This is a genomic window from Labrys sp. KB_33_2, from assembly GCF_052114505.1.
Taxonomy (GTDB): domain Bacteria; phylum Pseudomonadota; class Alphaproteobacteria; order Rhizobiales; family Labraceae; genus Labrys.
Window position 1 is genome coordinate 1 of sequence record NZ_JBFREW010000077.1, and the last position, 926, is coordinate 926.

A 926-nucleotide genomic window follows, 5' to 3' on the forward strand; every position below is an offset into this window, starting at 1 on the left:
GTAGCCGGCGGAACCACCTACAGGGCAAGTACGTCCACCATCGACATTCAGCATGTSGGTGAAAGCGGATTCAAGAAATACCCGATTTCGTCGAAYATTCCCGTTCTGCCGGGCGATCTCATCCGCGTTCCCATGCGCTACTTCTAGAGTAAAACGCTTTAGTAACAGCCAGGAGTACCCATGCTGCGTAAAACGTCACTGGTTTTCCTGGCATCGGTGACGACGCTCATTCCGGGCTTCGGCCTGCGACCTGCATTGGCGCTCGACGCCACGCCCAGCCAGACCACGATCGAGACACTGGGTATCACCGCCAGCCCCAGCTTTGTCGAGGGACTGCCCTTTGGCGGCTGGCTGGTTTATCCATCCCTGTTCCTCGGCACGGTATACAACGACAATATCGACGGTCAGGCACGGCACCGCCAGTCATCCCTGGGGTTGCAGATYCAGCCACGCCTGGACGCGGCCTGGGAAGACGGAATTCATCGCCTCGCCGTCTATGCCAATGGTGATTTCCARCTCTACCCGTCGCATCAGGATAGCAGTCGCATCACTGCCAAGGTCGGAGGGGCGTGGACCTATTCGCCCTTGCCGGATCTGACCATCCGGCTGCACGGCGATTTCACCCGCGCCAACGGCATGTTCGTCCCGGGTTTCTGGTCATCGCCCTATCAGACCTGGCAACGGCCGGGCGCCGTGCTCACCGATTCCTCGATTTTCACCAACACCTATGAGGCCGGCSYCTCGATCGAAAAGAAGGTGACCGATCAGACCTCCTTGCGCCTGTCCGGCGGCGTCATCTACGCCAGCTTCGATCGCCCCGATGACAGGGCCGAGGCAAAGAGCGGCTTCCCCATGCCGTTCAATGGAACGGACTATTATGTGGCGCTTCGCGCCACCACCATGCTGACCCCGCAGATCTATGCCTT

Annotated in this window: 1 protein-coding gene; it reads left to right on the forward strand. The window is 59.6% G+C overall.

Features of this window, described 5'->3' with window-relative positions; translation table 11 throughout:
* Positions 1-180: 180 nt before the first annotated feature.
* On the forward strand, positions 181-926 hold a 746-nt coding region (locus AB4037_RS34595), incomplete at its 3' end, for an outer membrane beta-barrel protein (protein WP_441774678.1).